Here is a 25,203-nt window from a genome sequence, read left to right on the forward strand (position 1 = left end):
TAAAAACCAAGGCTTTTTAAAATTTGGCGAAGGTATTGGAACCACCAGAGCTTATTTTATTATCCCAGATTTTTGCCAAGCTTACCTCTCTTAGTGCTATTCATAATGCTTCTACAGCCGTTTAACCCTCGTAATTTGGATATATTATTCTTAAATACTTAAAAACTACTCTAAACCAAATACTAGCTTAATTGCAGCTTGCATTGCCATCCTACCATTCATACTGCGCCAAGGTGGAATTATCATCAGTCCTTTTATTGCTAACAATATTCCCCAGGCTTTGTACCAAATTTTATCACGTCTCCAATAATTATTAGCTGTGGCCATTGTCACTAGTCCTTTATCTTCTAAAGAATTTGATTTTGTGGCAAGTGACTGAGCGATATTCAGATATAAAAGTGATTCCTGGTGATTTTGTAAGTAACTATAGCAAACTGATATATTCACAGCACTTATAACCAGATAGCCTTCAACATTCAATTGCTGCATTATCTCTAATGCTTTTTGAAAATATGGCAAAGCCTGTTGATATCGTTTCAATTTATAACAATAAAGTACACCCAAGCCATTTAATGTTCTTATTTTACTATATTTATCACCCATTTCATCTGTAACTATTAATGCTTCTTGTATATACAAACTAGCCTGATCAGGTTGTTTTAACATCACATAGCATTGTCCCAAAATTTCTAATGCTGAATATTTACCACGTATATCATTGCTGTTTTTACAAATCTCTAATTGTCGAAGAAGATATATTAATGCTTGATCATATTGACCACGATTCAAATATATTTGACTGATATTATTAAGACAAATACTTTCTATTTCCTGGTTGTCCAATTTACAAGCTATCTCTAGTGCTTGTTTTAGATAATTTAATCCTTTTTGTTGATAATTTTTTTTACCTTGATTTAATTCTAATATATGTAAAGCATACCCTAAAAAACTAAGAGCATAACTTTCTTGTTGCCTATCCCCAATTTCACGAGCAATATCTAATTGTTGCTGGTAAAAAAAGATCTCTTCAGACATATTATTTTTAATATGTTCTATATCTCCAAAACCACCTAAAGCGAGTGCTTCTGCTTGGCGATTATTTATTAAACGAGCAAATTTTAGTAATTCTTGATAGTAATTAAGAGACTGAGTATAATCACTAAGATTATAGCAAGCTCTACCTAATCCATTTAAACAAATAATATCATAATCAGAATTTACCTTTCCTAAAAGTGCTTGATATAGTTCAATTTGTTCTCGATAGTAACCCCAAATTCGTAATTGTTCATGAAGTGGTTTAGATGTATAACAAAAAGATAAAACATAAGCGGCTTTTTGCCATTCTGAAACTTCACAAAGATTACGGAAAACGCGCAAATAACGGTCTATTTTTTTGATATTTTTAGCGTTGTCTGGTTCTTCATCTTCCAGTGTTAGGAAATATTTAATAGCAACATATACATCAAGATCGTTTAATGGAATCAGAGTCAAATTAATATCTATGTCTAATTCCTGATATAATTTTTGTCCTATAGTTAAATTTGACATAATTTTGACATAATAATTAAATGTAATTAAACTATGTAAATAAAGGCTGGGTAAATAAACTCTGACGATGTTCTAAAGCTACACTGCGAATTAAATTATGTAGTCCTAAAACACGATTATGTTCATGATTAATGGAAGTTTCTACTAAAAATCTAGCAAATAAATCATCTAATATCTTTTGTTTTTGTTCTTGACTATAAACCTCGTTTTTCAAACGTTGAATATAAATATCTAGCTGTAAAAACCAACCGCTATCTTGCACAGGACGAGGATATTTAGCAGCTACACAAATCAAAAAATAAGCATCAAGATTTTGATTTTTTAATCGTTTAAAAACTGCATCTAATCTCCGCCGATAAACTTCAGCCCTAATTTTTCTGGTTAATTTATGCAGTTTCCAATCATCATTTTCACCTTCTGATTTTAAACCAGATTCTGCTTCTGCTAAATGCTGTTCTACCAACTCAATTTCATTACCAACATTTTGCCAAAAAGCATAAGCATTATTACCAAAAGATTCCACAATTTCACCACTGACTACACGCAAAGTTAATGGATGTCCTTTATATATCTTGGCAATTCGCAATAGAATTAATTTATCTTCTGATTCTAAATCAACATCTAAACCTGCTTTTTCAAATAAAGAAATTTGTTCATCTTCTAGTAAACCATCTAAAATTTCACGATGATAGGAATTAGGGTAACGAGAAGCTAAAGTTTCAATTTTACTCGGTAAATCTTGAGAAGTTACAATTAATCTACTTTCAGAAGATTCTATTGTCAAAAAATCTTCAAAAAACTTTGCCCACCATTCATCCTCAAAATCTCCCCAACCATCTTCACTTTCTGTTAATAATGCTTCTGAAGAATCAATTAAAATTAAAATACGTTCCTCACGTAAATGGTTCACTAATCCTTTTAGAATCGTTCCTGTTTGCCTGTCTTCAATCAATAAACCTAATTCTTCTAACCACCTTCCTGCAATATTAACAAAGTTTCTGGGACTATCATCACTATCAAAATTTACTCTTAAAATCTTGGTAAATCGGGTTTGAATATCATCAGCAATCCTTTCAGCAAGGGCTGTTTTACCAATTCCCGTAATTCCTAACAATAGCAATAACCGACAATTTTCACGCAGCTTTTTTGTTAATGAGCTAACCAGTTTTTTGCGCCCTACCCAACCATCATCATAGACAGGCCAATCTGTGATTTTTTCAGGTACAAGTTCAACAATATTATCCCAACTTTCGCGCCAATTGGGAATTTCCAAGGCATCACAATAGGTTTCAGCCGTGTCTCTAATTACACCATCACCATCGTGAAATTTTGTAAAGGTTTGACGATGAATGCATCTTTTATTTGCTTCACAGAATCCATATATCGATTCATAGTCTTTCAATCCTTCTTTGACTAATCCATGCCCTATCTTTGTTAGCCTATAAAGTTTTGGTTTATTTCTGGCCATCTCACGCTCACCCCTTGTTACTGAGAGCATGATACATGATTAGTCAGCGATCGCACAAGCAAACGTACAAATAAAGCACAATTAACTAGTGACTTAGGTAGATGGCAGATTTTATACTCTTGATTATACAGTTTAATTTGACTACTAAGAGTTATAAAAACTATGACTAAATATAATTCTTGTCCGGGTTGTGGATATAACAAAAAGAGTGGTTTATTAACAGGGGCGTATTTTAATATTTATAAGTGTAAAGAGTGTAAACATAAGTTCTGCTCGAACTGTGGACGCGTTAATGTAGGTTTAATTGGTAGCACTGGATTTTGTCCTAAATGTGGTTCAGAGGGATATAAAGATGGTGAATGTTATTTAATAAGATAACAAGGATATTTTGAATAAAAACAGCAATTTTATGAGTTATTTCAGATAAACCGTAAATGAAGCTGTTTATGGAATCAAATAGAAAGGAGAGTTTATTATGTTTATTTTCCCACACATCAAAAAACTACGAACATTTATATTACTGGCTGTTATATCTTTCCTAGTAATGATTTTTTGTACTTCCGTGTTAGCGAAAGATGTAGAAAAACATGGAAATTTAATAGTTAGAAATGATAATTCTGGAAAAAAATATAGTTCAATAAATACCTTAACGACAGCAGGTGAATATTCAATCAGTTACCCTTCTTCTTGGGAAAATGTATATTTAAGTTTGTGGCACTACTTTTCTTCTTTCTCTAAAACAGATATGAGGTTCACCACTTGGGAAAGAATAAGTTCTTCTTGCAATCGTTGTGCGAGAATTGAGTTACGAATTTTTACCAATGATGAACTGACGTTTAAGTTATTTGATAGCAATTCACAAAAATTACAAGTAATATCTTTCGGTGATGCAGTTAAATCATTTGTAAAGATGAGAGAAAGTACCATACCAGGGCATAAAATTATTTCCCAGCAAAAGTTAAATATACATGGAAGACAGGCAGTAAGATTATATTCAAAAAAGGCAATTGAGGTCTTAATTGATATGGGAAATAATACAACTACAGTTATAGTAGGTTATCTATTGCCTAATGAAGAATCAAGAGAATGGAGTTCAATTCAGGAAGAAATAAAATTTATACAAGAGTCATTTAGACCCCCAAAATAAAATATGATAAGCTGAAATAATTCTCAATAGGGGCGATAAATAGGATAATTGAGGCGATCGCACAAGCAAACGTACAAACAACGCACAATTGGCTGGTGACTTGAGCGATCGTCTGATTTTATACTCTTGATTATAAAGCTTGATCATTGAGGGTAGTAAATTTTATGTACAAACAATATTCAGTAAGTATTGTTGTCACCGAAGAAATTCAAAAAGAATGTAATAGTTATGCAGGAGAGGGTTGGCAACTGGTAACAGCATATATGACTGCTCGTGTAGACTGTTGTAATAACCGTAAAGAATCAGCAGTTTTGATTTTTGGAAAGTAATGATGTGGATACATAGGAAACCAGAACCAGTCACTTTATTAGGTATTGGTTCACTAAGTAATGGTACAAGCAATAAGAAGGTTATCAAATTTTTATCAGAATTGCAAAGAATACCCTATTTTGCTCATCATCCATCATGCAAGTATTACCATAACCATTTAATTTGGCTTGGTAAAGTACCTTTATGTATGGGATGTACAATGATGTCTTTAGGTGTAATTATCGGTTCACTACTAATACCTACTTTCAAGTTATCTCAACTACCCTTTGAATATGTATTAATTATTGGAGTATTGCTTTATATACCCGCAGTAATTCAAACTAAAGTGCAAATTAGGTCTTACAAATTGCTATCCAGAACCTTACTAGGGATATCTGTTGTTTTTCTGATTTATGCGGGACTATGGTTAACCCCTTGGTCACTTATTGGCGTTATTTTGCGAATTGGTTTTGTGGGTATTTTTTTAGCTGTGTGGCAGATCACCTTACGTTTAAGGGTGCAGCGTGCAAAATCTCCTTGTGATAGATGTCCTCAAGGTCGTTTTCCTATTTGTGGCTATACAAGTGGTCGTATTCACAAATTATCTGAAAAATATTTGCAAACTTCTGATCATGATAATCATGAAATGGATGAAATTATCAAAGCCTTTCAAAGTCTTGCTAATTACTATACCTTGTAGGTTTTAGCTAGGTTTATTAAGTAATATTTAATAAATAAAACCTTGATAAGTTACATAAATTTGAACAGCAAATGGTTAATTGTTCTAAATGTGGAGATTGCTAAATATGGAAATGATGTTGTTATCTATAATTTACCTTATTGCCGGTCTTTGTTTCCTATTTTTTTCTTTAGGTCTTGCTTTTATTGTTTTGTCGCCAGTATTATTACCAATTTTATCTATTTTTTCATTTATTTTTGATAAATTTAAGGAAGTTCATCGAGAAAATCGGCAAAAAGAAGAAAATCAAAAACGTAATGCAGAGAATTCTCGCGTTGCTCTCCTATATAATGCAAGAGTCTTAGAACTTGAAAACTTTGTTGGGAATAATTATGGTTCAGATGGTTTTTTCAGAAACTTTAGTATGAGTGAATCAGAGAAAATATTTTCCAAACCATTCCTTGAAAGTGGTGCCAAATGGCTAGATTATGATGGACATGAATGGGGATTTTCTTCTAAGAGTTATGATAAATTAGGAATTTATATAAGTAGAGATAAATATAGAAAAACTTATTTTACTGGCGAGAAAAAATCAGAAGTTTTGCACAGCCATTATATAACAGATAGTAGTCCTCGTATATATTTAAACAAACAAACTGATGGAAGTTGGTGTTTCACAATTAAATTTTCTGAATGGCTACCAGAAGATTTATCATATCGGTCGTATTGCAAGTCCTATTAGATGGAAAAGAGCAATTGATGAAATTTTAAGACCATTAGGGTTAAGTTTTATAATTTCTAATTTAACTTTGTATGTTGGTTGTGAGACATTAGAACCACAGGAGATAAATCGGTTTCCTTGTGATATTTTAAATAAAATTGATCAACTTTGGACAACATATAGTAATGGTCATTTTGGTTTTAGTGTTCAAATGAGTATATATGAAGAGATTAAGCAAAAAAATAACTTGCCGTTACCTTCTGGCTTAGATGTAAGTGCTAGTAATGAGTTTATTCCTATTACATCTGTAACCTCTTCGCTAGGTTTCAATACAGATAGTATTCTTTCGTTAATTGAAAAATTAGAATGGTCTGATTATCGCCCTAATGTTTATCGTGAGACTTATTGGAGAAATGCCAAACACTTTAAATATAATATTAATGCTCCAAAAGGACACCTACCATTTTTATTTAATTATGAAGAGGAATTAGACTCATTTGAAGATTGGCATATGTTAAGTATAGAGGATATGACAAGTCTATGGAATCGCCTGAAAAGTTGTAAATATTAAAAGGTTTTTGAATAATCATCAATCTGGCAGATTTTTGGTATCTATTGGAAACTAAATATAGGATATCTGTAATCTTTGTAGAGACGTTCCATGGAACGTCTCTACATTTTCTCTAGGAGATATCTAATGAGTCGTACTGACGATAATCACAGCGATCGCACAAGCAAACGCACAAATAAAGCACAATAGGCTAATGACTTAGCTAGATGGCATATTTTATGATTTTCTCAATACAGCTTAATATTTGAAATTTTCTCCCATCATCGTTTCCAAAATTGAGGTAGTAAACATGAAGACTTTAATCAAATTAACAACAGCGACTCTTACCTTAGTAGCAATACTAGGAATTACCAAAGATGCCCAAGCATCAACTTTACAAAATGGTTGGAACTACACAATCGACTCTTTCACAGACTCTACATATCGTACATATCCTGGTAGTCCGACTAGCGTTGGTGGAGGGACATTTGAAATTTATGGTCTAGCAATGAAGGATGATATTGAGAATAATAAACTTACTTTTGCTCTTAATACAAATTTAGCAAGAGATGGTGCAGTAGTTCCTGTTGCTAATGGATATAGTCATATCGGTTGGGGTGATTTATTTATTCAAACTGCTTCGGGATTATTAGGCATTAATTTTACTGATGCTAATGATTCTGCTGCTAGTTTAGGAGTATATCAAGTCGCCGCTACAAAAAGTGTTGCTGCTGCTAACGACGGTTGGTCTACTAATAGTTCATACACTAATTTTGTAGCTAGTAAAGGTGGAAATCCGACTTTGGGAGATTTAGCTCAAAATCAATCACCTTTTGGTAATACTACTAATAGTGTAATTGCTGCTGGTCAGTCGATTGGTAATCTTCTTTCTGCTGATTTAACTGGTCTAAATTTTGGAAATTTTGGTGCTTTTGGCTCTCAAACGTTTGGATTTAGTATTGATCGTTCTTTAGTATCTCCAGGAGCTATCACAGCTTGGATATTTGAAGAGTGTTTTAACGATGGAATAGCAATGGCAGCAAATATTTCTGAACTACCTCCCGAACCCCCTAAAGAGCCTCAAAATGTTCCTGAACCTTCTACTTTAATAGGCATGATTGCATTAGCTGCAATGGGTGTATTTTCTGCTAAAAATAGAAAGAATGATCAGCAGGTTGCAGTTAATACTTGATTAAAGTTTTTCAATTTTCTTACATTTAGCGATCGCTGCTCTAGCCATGTTGACTTTGCGATCGCTTTTTTTTTAAAGATTAATAAATTCAACATAAATTCGATAAATAAAATAAATTTATATTGCTATCAGTCTTATGTATAAATATCAAGATTTTACTATTCATAATTGGCAAAAAAATGATCACTCATCTGTTATATATATCATTCAATCTATTAGATTAAAATATGGTGTTATAGTTCCAGAATATTATGATCAAGATACCCAAAATATCATAGACATAGAAAAATGTTATTTAGAAACTGGAGGATTATTTTGGGTAGTAGAAAAACAAAATAAAATATTTGGATGTGTGGCATTTTATCCATACAAAGGAGTAGTAAAAGGGGCAGAAATTAAAAAAATATATCTATTACCACAAGCAAGAGGTATAGGTTTAGGAAAGTTCTTATTACAACAATTAGAACCTGAAGGGGGGACAAAATCAACTAAAAGACTGACTGTATAAGGTTCATAGCTCTTAGACCTTGTTGATAATACTTGCGCTTATTAGGATTAAGTCTCATTAATTGGGCTACTAAAGGTTGACAATTATCCATAAAACTGATCCAAGTATAACCATATAGACCAATATAAAAACTGCTATGTCGTCTGGTACTACGGCTGTTTTCTTTAACTCTTCCGACATATTCTTGTACTCCCTTGCGTTTAATTTGTTGTCCCTGAATTGTGGCTGATGTGTAGGCAATAGCTATTAATAAAATTAGTGAAATCAACCGTTCTCCCGTGACTTTCGTATCTTCTAAATTATAACCTCCTGTTTTAAAATCTCTAAACATTTCCTCAATATCAAAGCGTTGTTTATAAGCTGTAATAGCTGCTCCTAACTCTGGTAAATCTGTGAGAATAAACCATCCTTCTTTTGGTGCTATACCCTGGAGTTTCCTTTTCCATTTACAGGCTAAATTAAAATATCCAAAACCTCTAAGTTTCGTAACTTTAACTCCCGGCAAAAATAACGATAATCCCGGTGCTAATCCCAAATCTTTCAACTCTAACCAAATATCTGATTCTTTTTTGACAAATTCATTCTTTCTTAACCTTAAACAAAAGCTTAAACCTTGCTGCTTCAACCAGTTCGCTAATTTGACAGAACAGAATTCTCTATCTCCTAATACACATATTTTATATTTTTTTACTATCGCTAAAATCTCGGTTAACGCTTCTGTTTGTTGTTTGAGATTGCTATTTCCTTTTTGCTTCAATAATTCAAAATATATCGGTATTGCTCGTTTCTCCCACACCATGCTGATCATTAATAAATTTATACATGACCATTTAGTCCGGTCTATTACTAGATATATTGTTTCTTTCTCTTGAAGGTATGTCTCTAACCAGACTTCAATTATGGGTAACCATATCTTCTTTATTGTTAATTTTGGCAATGATAAAAATCTTTGTATTTTTCTGCGTCTACTTTCAAATTTTATGGGTATTGGTAAGGCATTCGCTAAACTTTCTAGACTTACCTGTTTAATTGACTGTAAAATCTGAAGCAGGATTTTTAACAATAGGTATTCTGCTAGACTTAATTGACTTCTGAGATGGTTTTGATAGAATGTTGGTATCATTTTCATTAGATAGGTCTTATTGACAATACTTGACCTATCTTTTTTTACCATAAATCGTCACATTCTTTACATTGCCTTACTTTCAGCCTTGTTTGTCTCCCCTTCAGAATTAGAACTAGAAATTACAGCTAGAGGATTTCAAACTATTTGGATTAAAACTGTTAGCCTTTTCACTGAAGCTATTTTATTATATGAAAATAGTGGATATATGAAATTTTTAGATTTAGAAACTCCTAAAATTGGATATATTTACTATAAAAATATTTCTGAATCAATGTCCTCAAAAATTTAATATCCTCAATCAAAAACATCAATCACAAAATCTTATAAATCCCTAAATCTTATAAATCCTGTTTGCGGAGCATGGCATACAGCACTTCCCGGTGTTATGAAGTACAAGAACCCCACCCCCAACCCCCGCAAGCGATGAGGGGGCTAAGATGTACCTCATAAGAGCGGAAACCGCTGCAAGCCATTTCTGACAAAAAAGCTATAATACAATATATTTTGTAACCATAAAGATATTTGGGTTCGTATTGATAATCAACCAAATCTGGCGGCATTTTGCTGGAGTTGCGGTTTAAGGCTGCTAGATATTCATTGACGAATCGCTCTCTTAGATGTGCGACTATGTTACGGTGGCAGCAATTTCCTCATCCGTCCATACCTGTCTATTAAGATCAATATTTAACAAGATATTGGTGTGCATTTAATAGAATACTTGCGTGCTTAATTTTATAAGCCGATGCTTTGCCGAAAGTCTACAATTTAAATCTAAAATCTAAAATTTAAAATTTAAAATCTTATGCGTGATTTATCCCAATTAAAGCGGGTTGCATCGGCAGCGACTAAGTCTCCTTTGCAGTTACTAGTTTTAAGTAATGGTCATGGAGAAGATATCATTGCTGTCCGTATTTTGCAGGAACTGCAACAACTTTCTTCTCCACCAGAGATATTTGCTTTACCTATAGTGGGTGAAGGACGTGCTTACCAAAATTTAAATATTCCCTGTATTGGTTCGATACAGACTATGCCATCTGGTGGCTTTATTTATATGGATAGTCGCCAGTTAATGCGAGATGTCCGTGGCGGTTTGGTGCAACTGACTTGGAAGCAAATTCAAGCTGTTCGCGGTTGGGTGAGTGATCAAAAAAAATTGGGTAATAAAAAAGCTATTTTAGCGGTGGGAGATATTGTACCGTTGTTGTTTGCGGCGATGAGTGGTGCTAATTATGCTTTTATTGGCACGGCCAAATCTGAATATTATGTTAGGGATGAGGTGGGTTTGTTACCCAGAAAGTCAAAATCGGCCAGTTGGGAAAACTTTTCTGGTTCCATTTACCATCCTTGGGAAAGATGGTTAATGAGTCGTCGTCTTTGTCGTGCGGTGTTTCCTAGAGATGCCCTGACTACGGAAATTTTAAAAAAATGGCCAATTCCGGCTTTTGATTTAGGTAATCCCATGATGGATGGTTTGGAGCCGACGGTGAGAACCAAAAAATTTTATCATGGTCATGCTGAAGAGGAAGAACTAGTTCGTCCTTTGATTGTGACTCTACTTCCCGGTTCTCGTGAGCCAGAGGCTTATAGTAACTGGGAAATCATGATGGTTGCTGTGTCTGGGTTGATGGCTAGTTTTCGGGAACGAGATTCGATTTTACCATCGGCTGGGACTGTGATTTTTTTAGGTGCGATCGCTCCTGGTTTAGATTGCCAGATATTAGCTCAAACTTTGCAAATCCAGGGTTGGTGTTCCTGCGCCGAATCTCCTATCCCACTTGCTGATGCTAATATTTTGACTTTTAAGCAAAGAAATGGCTACTTAGTTCTCAGTCAACAAGCTTATAATGACTGCTTGCATTTAGGAGATTTAGCGATCGCTATGGCAGGGACAGCAACAGAACAATTTATTGGTTTAGGCAAACCAGCGATCGCTATTCCAGGCCATGGTCCACAATATAACCCTGCTTTTGCTGAGGCTCAAAGTCGTCTTTTAGGACCATCTCTGATTTTAGTAGACCAACCCACACAAGTTGCCCAAGCAGTAAAATCCCTACTCAAAAATCCCGATAGGTTACAAATAATTGCTGAAAACGGTGTCCAGCGAATGGGGAGGTCAGGTGCAGCAAGACGTATTGCTGAATGTTTGCAAGATCGATTTTGAGAAAATAATCTTAACCCACTAAACCAGAACGCAAAGCTCTAACAGCAGCTTGTGTCCGGTCATCTGCACAGAGTTTATTCAAAATATTCCGAACGTGAGTTTTGACTGTACCTACTGTGATATAGAGTTTTTCCGCAATTTGACCATTACTACAACCAGCAACAATCAACTCTAAAATTTCCAATTCTCGCTGAGTCAAAGGGTAGGTTTCCAAAACTTGCTCGTATTCTGTAGCCAAAGCCTCAATTTTTACAGTTTTTGGTTTGTCTGATGTTTGGATATCTCCTGGTATGCCCTGACGCATCTTCCGTAAGACTACATTGGCAATAGCCGGATCGATCCAAGAGTTACCACCATGAGTCGCTTGTATGGCCTCAGTTAATTTACTGATGCTTGTCTCCTTCATATAATAAGAATCTGCTCCGGCCGCAAAAGCTGCCAATACAGCGTCTTCTGTGTGATCCATTGTCAAAATGAGAATTTTTGTGTTTGATTGTCCAGTTTCTGTCTGGTAGCGCTTAAACTTGCGTGTAAGTTCAATGCCATCCATATCTGGCAAGCCAATATCTACTACAGCCACATCTGGCTTAGTAGTTTCTAAAAGTTTTAATCCCTGAGTGGCATTTGCCGCTTCACCAATAACTCTTAAACCGCTGTGTGACTGCAATGCAGCCCTTAATCCCATGCGGGTTAAATCATGATCTTCAATTAAAACAATGCTAATTTCGCTCATTTTTGCACTCAACTCTTTAGCTGACGACTTTTCCAAAGTTAAGACTTTAGTGTAAGTGTTGGCTCTAATTTCCCCAAACCAAAGGTAGATGATATTTTTACTGTCCTGCATCCATCGATAGAAATAATAAATTTTCTTTTTTTATGTAAGGTGAAAGTAAAAATCTAACTACGGGTATATGGCTATTCAGGAAAAAAAAGTGAAATATTGATGAGAATAATGCTGAAATATATTAGCCATTTATTCTGACTCAGGGTTTCTCAACCAAATTTCTTCCCTAATTTTACTTGTCAGCCTTGGGCGAAGCTGCTAAAAATCTCTAAATTAGCACAACCACAAGCTACCTAAAAAAAGGATGAATTCTCAACAGCGCCCTTGACCCAAACTGATCAGCTAATAAAATTAATGGAGCTATCTGTCATTTTCATAAACCGCAATTTTTCTCACTTCTTACTCTTTAATTATAGGTGTGTATTCCTAAAATTAGTTATTGACAGAACAAGTTTAGATTTATGATTGCCCAAAAAAGACTACATCAATTTTGCAGTTTTTCATCTATCATGATCATGTTTAAATTCAAGGGAATGATAACAGCATGACTGTGTTTTACTTTAAGGGCTTGCATAAATTCTTAAAAATCAATGAGTACTGCCGCTTTAACTGGAAAAAGCAAAATTATGAATAGTTTATTCTTTTTATAATCAGGGAACTAATACTCATCACTTAGAATCTACCTAAATTCTTTTGAATAAAACTTCTCAAGCTCTTGATCAGCAATGTTTGTATGCAACTCTCACTAATGACTGAGGACAAAGAATCGCTGACTCATTTACAATTATATTAACATAAGTAAAGTACCTAACTTTACTAGATATGGGTTCTGCTTATCTTAGTAGATAATCGATTTTATGTGCATAATTACTAGTTGCTCACCAGTGATTGGTAATTAAATAAAAGCAACAGTTCTTTAACCACAACGGTAATAAGTAGATTCAAATAAACGAATTTACAAGAAAATATAAAATATTCTCTTTAAATACTAGTAAAGAACAGTAAAATTGGTTAATATATAATAAGTAAAGGATGAAAAAATAATGTGCTAAATCTGGATCATATATTGGGTAAGATTCCCGAATAAATTACCATATCGTATAGCTAATACCACCCAAGCTAGAGCCGAATTTACCTGCTCCCTAACCTTGAACAACTCAGCTAATTTGTTAGTTAATATCCTGGATGAGTCACTATAGCTATACCAACTAACAGTAGTTTAAAATGGTTTGTTTTAATTATTAAATGCTGAAATTAATCAACAAGGGTAAATGTTGTATTTGGATAGCTTAAGAACATAAATCCTGTACATCAACCTGTATCGGACAGCGAAAGTAAAAACCAATGGAAGAGACGCTGAAAATCTTGGTTGTAAACAATGATGAAGTAGATCGCATGGCAGTAATTGTAGCTCTAACTCAAGCGGATTCTTATATAGAACTGCATGAAGTTAGTGAGATTAATAAGGCACTTATTGCACTCAGAAGTAGTAAGTTTGACTGCATTCTTATTAATAATTGTTTAACAGATCAAGATGGATTAAACTCGATTCACAAGCTACATTCTTCAGAAATCAAAGTTCCTTTAGTCATTATCTCTGATCAAGGAAATGAACAAATAGCTGTCGAGCTAATAAAAGCAGGTGCTACAGACTATATTCCTAAATCTAAACTATCCTCAGAAACTTTAGTACAGACTCTGAGGAGTGCAATTCGTTTATACCGAGCTGAAACTGAGGCAGCTTCAGCAAATCAAAAGCTGAAAGAAAGTTATGAACAACTGCTTCATCAGAACCAAGAATTGGAGAAACAACGGCAACAAATACAGCTACAAAATTTGAAGTTATTGGAAGCATCACGACTAAAATCACAATTTTTAGCAACTATATCTCATGAGTTAAGAACACCAATGAATGCAATTATTGGTTTTTCACAAATACTATTACGTCCTAAATTTGCTCAACTTACTAATCAGCAAACAGATATGGTAGAGCGGATTCTCAATAATGGTAAACATTTGTTAATGTTGCTCAATGAAGTACTGGATTTTTCTAAACTAGAGTCTGGCAACTTAGAGATAAAGCCAGAAATATTTGACTTATCTACAATAGTTAATAAGACGGTAGAAGAAATACGTTCTTTAGCTGAAGCCAAAAAGTTATCTCTGGAATTAAAAATAGATTTGCAGAATAAGTTGATTTTTAATGATCCAGTCAGAGTACATCAGATTCTCATTAACCTACTCTCCAATGCAGTCAAGTTTACAGAGAATGGAGGTATTTGTGTAAAAGTGAAAGAAACTCCTGGTAATCAAGTAACTATTAGTATCGAGGATACAGGAATTGGCATTTCTCCTGGAGATTTTGAACATATTTTTGAAGCATTTCGCCAAGTAGATCAAGGTATCAGCCGGAAATATCCGGGAACTGGTTTGGGATTAGCAATTATTGATTCATTAGTAAAAACAATGGGAGGAAAAATATTTCTAGAAAGTCAATTAGACGTAGGTTCAATATTTACAATTGAATTACCACGAAAAGTAATATTATCACCTAATTCTAGTTTTAATTTTGGTGGTGATGGGTTGTACTATTCTACTAATAATCATCTTCCATCTACATCTATATTTAGTAAATATTTTATGGAATATCCTAATCTTAAACCATAATTACAGCGGATTTCATTAGTCAAAAATTACAAATACTTAATATTTGATAGCGCAGTGCAAGCCCTATTCTCATGTTCAGCTTTCACCTGATTAATACAGAAGTTAAGTAACCATGTCTGTTGTCAAAAACGATAAAATTAGCCGAATTCTTGCCGTTGATGATTCTAGAGACAATCTAGTTTTAGTCCGAACAATTTTAGAGAGTGAAAATTATGAAATTGATTTAGTCACAGATGGTGCAACTGCTTTACAAAAAATTGCAGAATCACCACCACATTTAATTCTCTTAGATGTAATGATGCCAGGAATGGATGGTTATGAAGTTACGCGTAGAATTCGTAATAATCCTGATCTTAGCTATATTCCAATTTTGTTAATCACAGCATTTCACGAAGCCAGTGCTGTCGAAGGATTAGATATTGGGGCTGATGATTTTATTCGTAAACCCTTTGATACAGATGAATTACTAGCTAGAGTGCGATCGCTGCTTCGTCTCAAGCATAGTATAGACGAACAACAAAAAATGACCCGTCAGCGAGAAGACTTCGTTTCTCGTCTCACTCATGATTTGCGAACACCACTGGTAGCAGCTGATCGAATGCTGAGTTTATTTCAACAGGAGACTTTCTGCAATATTTCTCCAGAAATGAAACAAGCAATTGCTGTGATGATTCGCAGTAACAAAAATTTAATGGAAATGGTTAATACTTTACTAGAAGTTTATCGCTTTGAGGCGGGTAAAAAAACATTAAATCTACAAAACTGCAACTTAAAAGAAATAGCTCAAGAAGTAGTAAGTGAACTCAATACCCTTGCTAATGAGAAAGATTTAACTCTGAAATTAGATACTTATCAGTTAGATCAACAAGGTGATAATGCTGGTTTGATTATTGGGGATAAACTGGAACTAAGACGAGTTTTAAACAACTTAATTGGTAATGCTATCAAGTTTACAGATAAAGGCAGCATAGAAATTCGCATTTATGAAAATTTACCTACCAATACCAATAAAGCTGAAATCATCATTGCAGTTACTGATACAGGTTACGGAATTGCACCTGAAGACCAAATAAGCATTTTTGAAAGGTTTCGTCAAGGGAGAAATAAAAGATCAGGTAGCGGTTTAGGACTATATTTATCACGTTGTATCATAGAAGCACACGGGGGAAAAATCGAACTTTTTTCAGAATTAGGTAAAGGTAGTGTATTTACAATTCGATTACCAAAATCAACTTAATTGATGTAATCTAATTTAACAATTGTAGAATTGATAATTACAATTAAGTCTTAATAGTTATTCTTGACATACTTCAAAAGCTGAACATGGCGCTATTTTTCCCTGTAGCAAACGATAAATAATCACCTCTAAATCCTGAAGCATATAGGGCTTACTAATATAATCATTAAAACCCGCTCTCAGGAAACGTTCTTCCTGATCTCTACCAGCTAAAGCAGTAACTGCAACTACTGGAATATGCCAAGTTAGAGGTTCACACTTTAAAGATCGCATCACATCGAGACCACTAAGCCCAGGTAACAAAATATCTAATAAAATTAAGTCCGGCTGATAATTTTTGGCTACCAGTAGCGTGTTGGAACTATCAGTTTGACAAATAAATTTGCACCCAAGTGAGTCAAGGGCATAACTAAGTAGCAGTAGATTGTCATCATGATCTTCTACAACTAAAATTAAAGGCTTCTGAGAGGCTTGCTTTTTTTCATCACTCATGAATGAATTTGCCAGATACATTTCTTATCCAGAAGATTATATGGGGATACATTGTTTTTCTCATATAAACAAACGACATACCCCGTTGGACATCAGATAAAGCTCAATCTGGTTGATCTCGTGTGTAGTTTAGGTGAAGTTGAGAATCTTCACCAATCTCAAAAAACACAAAAATCTCAAACTAAATAAATTTAGTATACACCTCTTGATTATATGCAAAATTACAGAATATTTTCTTCATAACTTCATAATAAATTTACATATAAAAATCCAGCTTTATTTCGGTATATTCCCAGGAATTATTGTAATAATTAGAGGGTTGATAAATATTGCTTTGATATCCTGAGAATTTGTTAATAACTTAGCTGATACTTAGTTAAATATAACTATTTTGAAGAAAATACTTGACATAGACTCTTTTGTGTATTACAGTGTAGTACGCAAGCTAATGCTAATTAATGCCATAAAATTGTAGTGAATTTCACTACTTGCGTAACTTGGTGTAATACTGATCAGCACACTTTCCGGCAAATAATAAACTCTGGCTGTGGCAACTTGCACTCAGGTAGTTTATAGTACGAGAAAAGTTTTAGATCATCTCCTGCGTTAGCAGAAAATAGTTTGACTTTCCCGAATCACAGAAAATATGGATTTTGATTATTTTGGCAACAACGATGGTAATTCTAGCAATAATAACCGCCAAAACCTACTTTCTAGTGGTTGGCGACCATTTCACCGTGACTTTGATTGGAACTATCTCTGGCAAGTAATATTTCATGATACGCAGGAGTTAACCCAAAAAAGTATTAACCTAGCTAGTTATTATGCCGATGCTTTAGCTAGAAAAGATTATGCTTGGTGGGCAAATATATTAAATCTAGCTTCTGACTATACTCGTGGTGAATTACAAAAATATTGGAATTTTATCACACCAGAACCACTGACACCAGATTATCGCTATAAAGATGTTTTAAGTACAGAAACGCCCATAGTTCAATTTGTTAGTCGTAACAGTATTCCCATTGATTACGTACTCAATTTATTACAAGAAATTACTGTTTTACGAGTTCTACGTTTATTAGAACGTCCTGATATTATTACCCAATATTATTCAGAGAGAGATTTTTATTTTCCAGTTGATAAGTTTGTTAGCTGGGAACGTTTAGATGTATTCAATACTGTTTATGCTTATTGGGCTAAATATGATATTTGGCTGCAAATTGATCCCTATGATCGTGGGCGAAGACAATATACTTTAATGTCGCAAAATCTGGCATCTTTAATTAATAAAGCTACCCATGATTTAGCGGTGATGTTGAGTGGATATCAAAGTCGTGTAGGTAAAGTTCACAGTCAATTCCCTATTCGGACATTTCCCAAAAATATTCAAGATTTCAGTGATTCAGTCCAGCAAGCGATTCTCAATCAAAACCAATTAGCAGTTGTAGTACATGGAGAACCAGGAACAGGTAAAACAGCATGGACACAATCAGTAGCCAAAGAAATTCTTGTACCTTTAGGGTATGTAATTTTTATTTTGGATCATGATGCTATCACCAACTTTGTGCCGCCAACTTACTTAGAAAAAATTTGTATTATTATCAATGAAGCTGATAACTTAGCCCAAGATCGAGCTTCAGAAGTAGCACAATACAATAACAAAACTGAACATATTTTGGCGTTGCTAGATGGGACTTTGTACCAGAGTGTTATTGACGAATCTGGAGTGCAGATCAAACAGCGGTTGGTGGTATTGATGACTTGTAACACCACGGAAAGATTAGATCCAGCTATGTTACGTAAAGGCAGAGTAGATTTGATGTGTGAGTTTACTGAGCGTTTTGTTTAAAAAATCAGTTATCAGTAATTGTGATGATTTACACTCGCATTAGCCTGAATAGGAAAATAAATTTTCTCAATTTAATCTAAATTGAAATATTATGAATCCACAATCTCCCTTGCAGTTGACTAAAGGAGCAATTCTGCGTTTAAGCCTGTTATTTTTGGCAATGCTTGGGTTTGTTTTGTGGTTAAATCAGTCTGGTTCACTGGAAAATGCCCAACTTTTGGAAACCCTTTACCGTCAAGGAAATTATATTGAGGCAGTATTATGGGGTTTATTTGCCTTGGGATTTATAGTATATAGCTACAAACGAGATTGCCTCATTGCTAAACGCAAAAATAAAATTACTGCGGTGATTTTTCTGTTGTTCGGGTTATCTGATATTGTCGAAGTTCAAACTGGAGGATGGTGGAAACCTTGGTGGTTGTTCCTCTGGAAAGCAAGTTGTGTGTTAGGCTTTATGGTTTGCTTTTGGGATTATTTGAAAACTCATCGTTCGCAAAGATGATTATAACCCCACCCCCGCAAGCGATGAGGGGGCTATGATGTGCCTGATGTGATTAGGAAACGCCATATATAGCAATTACCATTCAAATGAGGTACAAGCTGTAATAATTAAACGCAGATGGACGCAGATAAACGCAGATGATTTTGTACTTCACCAGACTAGAAAACGCTATATCAACTTCAAGTATTAGTTAATAATTATGGAAAATGAGTAATTCACGGTTAGTGAAAATCAGCAAATTTCTGAGTAAATATTTACGTCATCAACCTGAAGAAATAGGAATTAAATTAGTTACTGGTGGTTGGGTTTCTGTAGATGAATTGCTAACTGCTTGTGCTAAAAACAAATTTCCCATTACCCGGCAAGAATTACAGGAGGTAGTGGCCACAAATGATAAAAAACGCTTTTCCTTTGATTCTACCCATACTTTCATTCGTGCTAATCAAGGACACAGTATAGAAATTGATTTACAGTTAGAACCTGCTGTTCCCCCAGATGTGCTTTATCACGGTACAGGAAACAAATCTGTAGATGGAATTATGCAAACGGGAATTGGCAAAATGTCACGCCATCATGTGCATTTATCATCAGATATCTCTACAGCTAAAATAGTGGGTGCAAGGCATGGTAGACCCGTGATTTTTGCTGTAGATGCTGGTAAGATGTATGCAGCAGGTTACATTTTTTATTGTTCAGATAATGCTGTTTGGTTAGTGGATCATGTACCACTTGAATATTTACAGCTATTTTTAGGTAAATGAATCACATAGCAGAAATTAAAACAAACCCTCTCCTTAAGAAGAAGAGGGATTTGATTTAGGACGTTCTTGAGATTTTATGTAATGTCCACAATCGCCCTAGAGTGTCACAATTTATCCAGAAAAATCACAACTTAAGCAATCATCTTGGCTTTTGACCAAACACCATTCTCATCTTCATCAAATTGTTCACGAACAGCACTCCAGGCCGATTGTTCAGCTGTAAGCTCGTCATTTGTTTCATTAAGTACGACGTTATAGCGCTCAATAAATACTCCTTGGGCTTCTCTGGAAAGATGAGTGCGAACTTCAGGCGCTAAATCCTCTGGGCTGTTACATCGGCCAGGACAAGGATGATCCAGGGCTTGATCAATTGTGTGAATTTCTTCACCGCGAGCGCTTTCAAATAGTAATTGAAATTCGCCTGTGCGATCGCTCGGAATTTCCGCCATCAATAAGAATTCCCCAGCTTCTAAGCGGGTTTGATAAACAGTAGCTTTATCTTCAGGCATCCCCAAAGTAGTGAGAACTGATACCAAACCAGCACCAGCACTACCTGCGATCGCACCACTAGCAGCCCCCAACAACACTGCACCAATTGGTCCTGCTGCTACAACCGGTCCCACAAAGGGAATAAACAAGACACCGACACCCGTTAACAAGCTCAGGAAAGAACCAAACAAAGAACCAAAAATTGCTCCTGTTTTCAAACCTCCCAGAATCACATCTTTCTTAGTCAGAAAACCAGAAATTCTTGTTTCTGACTGGAAATTTCTGCCCATCACCGAAATATAATCCTTGGGGATACCTCTATCTAGTAAACGGCGAATGACATCATCAACTTGCTTTTGTTCTTTAAATACAGCTGAGATAGTACGTTCTGCTTGATATTCTTCTGGCATTTATATACTCCTTAATCTTTTGGTATTTATAACTTTCAACTAAGTGAATAATCAAAAAATTGTAGAGAGGTCTAAAGACCTTTCTTTTACTTACACACCCACTGGAGTTTTAGTTTCTGTTGCTTGCTGTTTACCATCGGGTTGCAGTGCTTCTCCTTCAATAAATGAGCGTAACATCCAAGCCATTTGCTCATGTTTTTCCATTAAATTAGTTAAAAAATCAGCAGTTCCCTGATCATGAAATTCTTCGCTACACTGATCCACATGATCTCTAACATTGCGAATAATCTGCTCATGATCTTTGACTAATCGAGCTACCATTCCTGTCGCTAAGGGAATTTTACCCGCGTGTTCTTTAAGAGTAGCAACCTTAAGAAATCCCTCCATTGTTCCCAGGGGATAACAACCTAAAGCCCGAATTCTTTCAGCCAATTCATCAATATTTACAGTCAGTGCATTATAGTGTTCTTCCCAAAGTTGATGGAGAGTGCGGAACTGAGGACCAACAACATCCCAATGGTACTTTTTAGTTTTTACTAGAAGTACATAAGAATCTGCTAAATCTTGATTCAGCAAATTTATGACACCGTGACGCTGTTCCTCTGTTAAACCGATATTTATTTTATTCATTGGTCTTCCTTCCCTAGCTTTACTTACTGATATATATATTATTAAGTTCACAATATAGATATAATCCACATCACTCTAAAGGAATAAAATAAAAATTAACTATTCATCCTTGCTTGATAATTTTTGAATTTTTTAATTAATGACTATCAATTATCTATAAATTTATTTAAAACTAGATATAGCAACAGACAAGGCGGTTAGGACATCTACCAATGCTAAAACTTAGACACCAAAAGAGTTTTAGCACTGTCACCTGTCACCTGTTAAGAGTCACCTGCCATAACACAAAATAGAGGATCAATTTATAATACCTACATTACTCATTGATCCTGCACAAAATGTATGAATTATTATGAATAATTGTCACTAATCCTTGCCTGTAACTTTTTCCAAAAAGCCTTTTACTTCCTGTTCTACTGAAGTTGCATTCTGGGAATTTGCGGGAGTCTTCATTTTATCAATATCAGCATCTCCCTGAACTTCGTTAAGTCCTCTTTTTGTTTTTTCTTGCGTTTCTTTCAGTCCTATTGGTGGAGCTTTAGCCGCTTCATCAGTTTGGCGTTGAGTTTCCAGTAATTGTGTCGTACCTTCTGTTGGCTCACTTTGATAACTACTGATAGCGAAAGCCGGAAAAGTAGTAAATAAAAATATGAAGGCACAGGCAAAAGCCACAATTAAAAATCTAGAAGCTGAATCAAATCTAGATATAGCAAAATCAAGAATCTTCATTTGATATTTTTCACTCTATTCTGTCATTCAATGATAGTGAGGTTCAACATTGATTAAATCAATCTTCAGAGAGAATTTGCTCTAATTTTGAATTAAATAAAATTATATAAAATCACTCTTTAGATATAAAAAAAGACTGATAGCTCACATTTTGCACCATGCTCCTCGCTGCAAAATCATGGTTTATAACTGTGATTATTTCCTTTTAAATGGCATTGCCTAGACAATATGTCGGTTATTAGTGCATACCTCTATATCTTGTTGACAGCATCACGAAAACTACAATGATAAAAGCTGTAATAAATATCCCCTGAGATAGATTGCAAATTTAAGAACTCTACCCAATTTTCTAACAATTCTTCAATTTCATATTCATCTGTATCCAGTATTTCCGCGATAGCAGCAACAGAAATAGGTTGTGTTTGCTGTGCTAAAACTTTCAACACCGCTAGGGGGAAATCTTCACCTGTAGAGGGTAGCATTTTTTGTAAATGCTGTTGGTAATAAGATTCTAACCCAGGTGCTAGAGAGGTTTCTAACTGCGAAAGTCCGGTATAGAAACCATCAGCAATAGCAACTAAAACTTGACTCACGTACATAAAATTATTTTCGCTGCGGTTGGTTAAATTAGAAATAAATTCTGCTTCATTTATTTGGTGAGTATTTAACCAAGATTTGATTGACCTCTCCCCCAACCCCTCTCCTAAAAGGAAAGGGGAGTTAGATAATTCTTGTAATTCTTGTTCCCCCATTCCCTGGTAGGGAAGGGGGGTGAGGGGGGTTAGGTTTCTCTGAATATAATTTTGAATATCTTGTTTATTTTCCTGTGGATAATCTGCTAAATGCAAACTTTGCACCGGTGCTTCAATTAATAAACCAGAATTACTCAATAAAAACGGACGACGGGAAAGGAGAAAATACACCCCTTGGGGAACGTAACGAGGAAGATAAAAAATATTTGTTCCTGGTGGTTGTAAATTGCGGTTGATGCAGTTTAACCCGTCAATGGCAATAATTAATTTTTGATTTGCTTGTAATAAACTTTCGCTAATTTGTTGCAGCAACAACGATAAAAACCAACTTCCTTCTGTAGCATTATCCGGTAAATTTGGCAGTGATAAATTTTGAAACTTGGCGATAATTTGACAACATATATATATTAAAAATTCTTCAGCGTGATTTTTCCCCTCTAATTCCGCGTTGTAATAAATTACCTGGCAATTTTCTGGAGGATTATCTTTCACATATTTAGCAATTATAGCACTTTTACCGCTACCCGGTGCGCCGATAATAGTGAAATAACCCCGGTTATAGCGGTTAAGAAAATTATTAATAGCAGTGACAACAAAATCACGACCGATAAAATTCGCGCTTTTGGTATTAATAACTGCCGTGAATTGTTGCTGAGTATCCAGGTAATTATTAACCGTTGGTGGTCTGGGTGTGGAGTTCATAAATTCACTCTCCCGCATTTTCCAACTTTAAAAAATGCAACCTACCTGACCTGTCACCCGCGACAATTGTTAAATCATTTGGTGTAACCCCACAGGAATGAAAGTCAGCGTCGCCTATAAAAGTAGCTATTTCCTCCCCTGTCTCTAAATTCCGCACCTTGACAGTTTTGTCTCTTGAACCAGAAATCAACCGTTTAGAGTCTGCTGTCACTGCGACTGCGTTTACCCAATCACTATGACCTGAGAGGGTGCGGAGTAACCTTCCTCCTGCTTGGGTGAGACTGGGGGTGAGGGGACGCAACCAAGGGCGAGTTTGAGTTTGTGATATTTGTTGTAATAGTTGTTGAATTTCTGGGGTGTGGATAGCTTGTAACCTTCCCCATAATTGACTGGGTAATTGTTGTTTATGCTGGGTGACGATGTGTGCAGACAGTCGCAAAGCACTTTGAATATATTTTAATGTTTTGGTTTGGGTATCACCTAATAAATCATAATCTTCTATTAATGCTTGGATGCCAAAGTCAGGATGATTGATTTTGGCGGATATGAATTGATAATCTGTGAGGATTTGGTAATATTTGGTTAAGTTGCCAGAGTTTACCAAGTTATAAGGATATCTACCCAGATAAGCTTTTTGGGAATAGGATTTTTTTGAGGATGATTTTTTATTAAATTGCTGCATCTTCATCCCTGCTCCCGTTGCCAATAATCAACAATACGCTGATTTACTTCTGTAAATAACTTGCGGGTTGCTTTGAGTTCTCTTTTGGTTTTTAAGAAATCCAAGAAACTAGCATGATAGATACTATAACAAATATCTCCATCTATATTTGATTTTCTTAAATATTCAATCCATTCATCTAAAACATTCTGCACATCACATTCATCTTGATTGAGAATATCAAAAATCATCTCACAGGGAATTGGTGTAGCAATTTCCAATAAAGTAAACAGAATCATTACCTTCATTTCTTTAGATGAATCATTCATTTTCATCCTACCCCAATGGGTTTGATAATAGTTCTGTAACCCTTGTGGTAATTGGGTTAAATTCAAATCATTATATTTACCTTCTGCTATTGTTGGTAAGACATAGCGAAGATACATAAAATTATTTTCGCTCTTGTCTGCTAATTCTTTGATAAAAGCATCATGTTTAATATTTTTGCTGGTAATCCAATTTTGTAAACCGTTTTTATGTTCTGGGTAATTTTCTAAATAAAAGCGAATATATTCTTGAATGTCTTTTGCATTTTCTGAATTATACTTTTTATCAGTTAAATCTAAATATTCTTTTTTCAATCCTTCAGTATAGAGTCGTTCTTTAGTTGGTTCATAGCGTCGTCGTGTCAGCAAAAAGTAAACATTATCTGGTAGGGTTTTGGGTAAATATAAAATATTTTCTGCTCCTGGTTCTTGGTTGACTTCATCCAGTGCATCAACAACAATAATTAATTTTTCATTATTGCTGAGTTTTCCCGTAACTTTTACCAGTAATGTTGATAAATCAGCATTTTCAATATTTGTGATTTGATAGCGGTTAATTAGTTGTTTACGAATGCTTTCCAGGAATAATTCGGGACGGTTACGACCATCTACTAAGACGTTAAAATAACAAATTGCGTTATTTTCAGAAACGTATTTTGCAGCGATGGTACTTTTACCCATTCCCGCATCACCGATAATTGTAAAATAGCCTTTTTTATTGGTGTTGGAGAAGTTTTGAAATGCTGCAAATACAAATCCGCGACCGCAGAAGTATTGTATTTTTTCGCTGAAGGGGGGACAAA

25 protein-coding genes are annotated in these 25,203 nt (G+C 34.8%); 14 read left to right on the plus strand and 11 right to left on the minus strand.

Translation table 11 applies throughout. From position 1 onward, the window contains the following. Positions 1–165: 165 nt before the first annotated feature. Positions 166–1,548: a tetratricopeptide repeat protein gene (locus tag ANA7108_RS0110830; protein WP_016950807.1), complete on the minus strand. Its 1,383-nt coding sequence runs from the start codon at positions 1,546–1,548 to the stop codon at positions 166–168. 31 nt (positions 1,549–1,579) lie between these two features. Beyond that, on the minus strand, positions 1,580–3,016 hold the full coding sequence (locus ANA7108_RS27185; RefSeq protein WP_016950808.1) for an ATP-binding protein: 1,437 nt from the start codon (positions 3,014–3,016) through the stop codon (positions 1,580–1,582). A gap of 475 nt (positions 3,017–3,491) precedes the next feature. On the opposite strand from ANA7108_RS27185, the gene ANA7108_RS0110840 reads away from it, so the two are divergent. From ANA7108_RS0110840 to ANA7108_RS27195, 7 genes are all read left to right on the plus strand, one after another. Further along, the gene (locus ANA7108_RS0110840; protein WP_016950809.1) at positions 3,492–4,163 is read left to right on the plus strand and encodes a hypothetical protein; all 672 of its coding nucleotides are present in this window, start codon (positions 3,492–3,494) and stop codon (positions 4,161–4,163) included. A gap of 164 nt (positions 4,164–4,327) precedes the next feature. Then, positions 4,328–4,492, plus strand: coding sequence for a DUF4177 domain-containing protein (locus ANA7108_RS28765; protein ID WP_016950810.1), 165 nt, complete (start codon positions 4,328–4,330; stop codon positions 4,490–4,492). Beyond that, positions 4,492–5,172 carry a hypothetical protein gene (locus tag ANA7108_RS0110850; protein WP_016950811.1) on the plus strand — a complete coding sequence of 227 codons (681 nt, stop codon included), beginning with the start codon at positions 4,492–4,494 and terminating at the stop codon, positions 5,170–5,172. The genes ANA7108_RS28765 and ANA7108_RS0110850 overlap by 1 nt, the downstream gene beginning before the upstream one ends. A 106-nt stretch (positions 5,173–5,278) precedes the next feature. Next, the gene (locus ANA7108_RS0110855; RefSeq protein WP_016950812.1) at positions 5,279–5,893 is read left to right on the plus strand and encodes a hypothetical protein; all 615 of its coding nucleotides are present in this window, start codon (positions 5,279–5,281) and stop codon (positions 5,891–5,893) included. Continuing rightward, entirely contained in the window at positions 5,811–6,443 is a 633-nt protein-coding gene (locus ANA7108_RS0110860) for a GUN4 domain-containing protein (protein ID WP_016950813.1), read from the plus strand. Before ANA7108_RS0110855 ends, ANA7108_RS0110860 begins: the two co-directional genes overlap by 83 nt. 289 nt (positions 6,444–6,732) lie before the next feature. Further along, positions 6,733–7,614 carry a PEP-CTERM sorting domain-containing protein gene (locus ANA7108_RS28165; protein ID WP_016950814.1) on the plus strand — a complete coding sequence of 294 codons (882 nt, stop codon included), beginning with the start codon at positions 6,733–6,735 and terminating at the stop codon, positions 7,612–7,614. 136 nt (positions 7,615–7,750) lie between these two features. Continuing rightward, positions 7,751–8,122, plus strand: coding sequence for a GNAT family N-acetyltransferase (locus tag ANA7108_RS27195; protein WP_016950815.1), 372 nt, complete (start codon positions 7,751–7,753; stop codon positions 8,120–8,122). Here ANA7108_RS27195 and ANA7108_RS0110875 read toward each other — a convergent pair. Further along, a complete protein-coding gene (locus tag ANA7108_RS0110875; protein WP_026103995.1) occupies positions 8,103–9,245 on the minus strand; it encodes an IS4 family transposase in 1,143 nt (380 codons plus the stop codon). The two genes, ANA7108_RS27195 and ANA7108_RS0110875, sit on opposite strands and share 20 nt — an antisense overlap. A 19-nt stretch (positions 9,246–9,264) precedes the next feature. Between ANA7108_RS0110875 and ANA7108_RS0110880 the strand changes: the two genes are divergently transcribed. Together ANA7108_RS0110880 and ANA7108_RS0110885 are read left to right on the plus strand one after the other, a co-directional pair. Next, entirely contained in the window at positions 9,265–9,537 is a 273-nt protein-coding gene (locus ANA7108_RS0110880; RefSeq protein ID WP_016950817.1) for a hypothetical protein, read from the plus strand. Positions 9,538–10,050: 513 nt separating this feature from the next. Then, a complete protein-coding gene (locus ANA7108_RS0110885) occupies positions 10,051–11,409 on the plus strand; it encodes a lipid-A-disaccharide synthase-related protein (protein WP_016950818.1) in 1,359 nt (452 codons plus the stop codon). Between the two features lie 10 nt (positions 11,410–11,419). Here ANA7108_RS0110885 and ANA7108_RS0110890 read toward each other — a convergent pair whose 3' ends face one another. After that, positions 11,420–12,142 carry a response regulator transcription factor gene (locus ANA7108_RS0110890; RefSeq protein ID WP_026104112.1) on the minus strand — a complete coding sequence of 241 codons (723 nt, stop codon included), beginning with the start codon at positions 12,140–12,142 and terminating at the stop codon, positions 11,420–11,422. 1,395 nt (positions 12,143–13,537) lie between these two features. Here ANA7108_RS0110890 and ANA7108_RS0110895 point away from each other — a divergent pair. Next, positions 13,538–14,860, plus strand: a complete 1,323-nt coding sequence (locus ANA7108_RS0110895) for a hybrid sensor histidine kinase/response regulator (protein ID WP_016950820.1) — start codon at positions 13,538–13,540, stop codon at positions 14,858–14,860. A gap of 112 nt (positions 14,861–14,972) precedes the next feature. Beyond that, positions 14,973–16,097, plus strand: coding sequence for a hybrid sensor histidine kinase/response regulator (locus ANA7108_RS0110900; protein WP_016950821.1), 1,125 nt, complete (start codon positions 14,973–14,975; stop codon positions 16,095–16,097). A 57-nt stretch (positions 16,098–16,154) separates the two neighbouring features. Here the strand turns inward: ANA7108_RS0110900 and ANA7108_RS0110905 are convergent, their stop codons facing one another. Then, positions 16,155–16,610, minus strand: a complete 456-nt coding sequence (locus ANA7108_RS0110905; protein ID WP_026104113.1) for a response regulator — start codon at positions 16,608–16,610, stop codon at positions 16,155–16,157. Between the two features lie 625 nt (positions 16,611–17,235). Between ANA7108_RS0110905 and ANA7108_RS0110910 the strand changes: the two genes are divergently transcribed. From ANA7108_RS0110910 to ANA7108_RS0110920, 3 genes are all read left to right on the plus strand, one after another. Beyond that, on the plus strand, positions 17,236–18,438 hold the full coding sequence (locus tag ANA7108_RS0110910) for an AAA family ATPase (protein ID WP_016950823.1): 1,203 nt from the start codon (positions 17,236–17,238) through the stop codon (positions 18,436–18,438). A 91-nt stretch (positions 18,439–18,529) separates the two neighbouring features. Beyond that, positions 18,530–18,940 carry a hypothetical protein gene (locus tag ANA7108_RS0110915; protein ID WP_016950824.1) on the plus strand — a complete coding sequence of 137 codons (411 nt, stop codon included), beginning with the start codon at positions 18,530–18,532 and terminating at the stop codon, positions 18,938–18,940. Positions 18,941–19,146: 206 nt separating this feature from the next. Then, positions 19,147–19,701: an RNA 2'-phosphotransferase gene (locus ANA7108_RS0110920; RefSeq protein ID WP_016950825.1), complete on the plus strand. Its 555-nt coding sequence runs from the start codon at positions 19,147–19,149 to the stop codon at positions 19,699–19,701. A 131-nt stretch (positions 19,702–19,832) separates the two neighbouring features. On the opposite strand, the gene ANA7108_RS0110925 is transcribed toward ANA7108_RS0110920, so the two are convergent. The 6 genes from ANA7108_RS0110925 to ANA7108_RS27200 all read right to left on the minus strand — a co-directional run bounded on the left by ANA7108_RS0110925 (position 19,833) and on the right by ANA7108_RS27200 (position 25,081). Further along, entirely contained in the window at positions 19,833–20,600 is a 768-nt protein-coding gene (locus tag ANA7108_RS0110925; protein ID WP_016950826.1) for a ChaB family protein, read from the minus strand. 90 nt (positions 20,601–20,690) lie between these two features. Beyond that, positions 20,691–21,230, minus strand: a complete 540-nt coding sequence (locus tag ANA7108_RS0110930) for a Dps family protein (RefSeq protein ID WP_016950827.1) — start codon at positions 21,228–21,230, stop codon at positions 20,691–20,693. 366 nt (positions 21,231–21,596) lie between these two features. Continuing rightward, positions 21,597–21,959, minus strand: a complete 363-nt coding sequence (locus tag ANA7108_RS0110935) for a hypothetical protein (RefSeq protein ID WP_016950828.1) — start codon at positions 21,957–21,959, stop codon at positions 21,597–21,599. A gap of 251 nt (positions 21,960–22,210) precedes the next feature. After that, complete coding sequence (locus tag ANA7108_RS0110940) at positions 22,211–23,413, minus strand: ATP-binding protein (RefSeq protein ID WP_016950829.1); 1,203 nt, start codon at positions 23,411–23,413, stop codon at positions 22,211–22,213. 4 nt (positions 23,414–23,417) lie between these two features. Continuing rightward, on the minus strand, positions 23,418–24,095 hold the full coding sequence (locus ANA7108_RS0110945; protein ID WP_052311093.1) for a WD40 repeat domain-containing protein: 678 nt from the start codon (positions 24,093–24,095) through the stop codon (positions 23,418–23,420). A 2-nt stretch (positions 24,096–24,097) separates the two neighbouring features. Further along, a complete protein-coding gene (locus ANA7108_RS27200) occupies positions 24,098–25,081 on the minus strand; it encodes a hypothetical protein (protein WP_016950831.1) in 984 nt (327 codons plus the stop codon). Between the last annotated feature and the right edge of the window lie 122 nt (positions 25,082–25,203).

The organism is Anabaena sp. PCC 7108 (assembly GCF_000332135.1).
In the GTDB taxonomy this organism is placed as follows: domain Bacteria; phylum Cyanobacteriota; class Cyanobacteriia; order Cyanobacteriales; family Nostocaceae; genus Anabaena.